The sequence below is a fragment of the Blastococcus sp. TF02-8 genome, from assembly GCF_003319175.1.
In the GTDB taxonomy this organism is placed as follows: Bacteria; Actinomycetota; Actinomycetes; order Mycobacteriales; family Geodermatophilaceae; genus Blastococcus.
The window spans coordinates 1-692 of record NZ_QOHK01000026.1 but is presented as its reverse complement, the minus strand read 5'-3'; the positions used below and the strand labels follow the sequence as shown (position 1 = coordinate 692).

Below are 692 nucleotides of genomic sequence, written 5' to 3'. Positions count from 1 at the left end.
CCCACGGGTCCTCGCCAAGGAAGCGCAGCGCGACGTCGTAGGTCGCCCCGCCCCACGCCTCCATCGAGAGCAGCTGCGGCGTCATGCGCGCGACGTGCGGCGCGATCGCGACGAGGTCGGCGGTGCGCACGCGCGTCGCGAGCAGCGACTGGTGCGCGTCGCGGAAGGTCGTCTCGGTGACGGCGAGCGACGTGCGGTCGCGGAGCGCCTGCGCCCAGCCCTCGGGGCCGAGCTCCTGCAGCCGCTGCCGCTCGCCCGCGGGCGCCTCGGTCTCGAGGTCGCAGTCCGGCAGCTTGATCGCGGGGTTGATGACGCCGTCGGCGGCGCCGTTGGGCTGGTTGACGGTGACGTCGGCGAGCCACGCGAGCACCTTCGAGGCGCGGTCCTTCGGGGGGTTGATGCGCGTGAGCTCGGGGTGCTCGTCGATGAAGCTCGTCGAGACGTCGCCGGCGCTGAACTCCTCGTCGTCGAGCAGGTTGAGCAGGAACGGGATGTTCGAGGCGACGCCGCGGATGCGGAACTCGCTCACCGCGCGGTGGGCGCGGCGGATCGCGGTGTCGAGATCGCGGCCGCGGCACGTGACCTTCGCGAGCATCGAGTCGAAGTGCGGGCTCACCTCGGTGCCGGGGTTGATGGTGCCGCCGTCGAGGCGCACGCCCGCGCCGCCCGGCGACTGTCTCTTATACACATCT

The 692-nt window shown here is 72.4% G+C and carries 1 pseudogene; it reads right to left on the bottom strand.

Going from position 1 to position 692, the window contains the following annotated elements:
* Positions 1-655, bottom strand: a pseudogene (locus tag DQ237_RS19325) (pyruvate carboxylase); the annotation flags it as partial.
* Between the last annotated feature and the right edge of the window lie 37 nt (positions 656-692).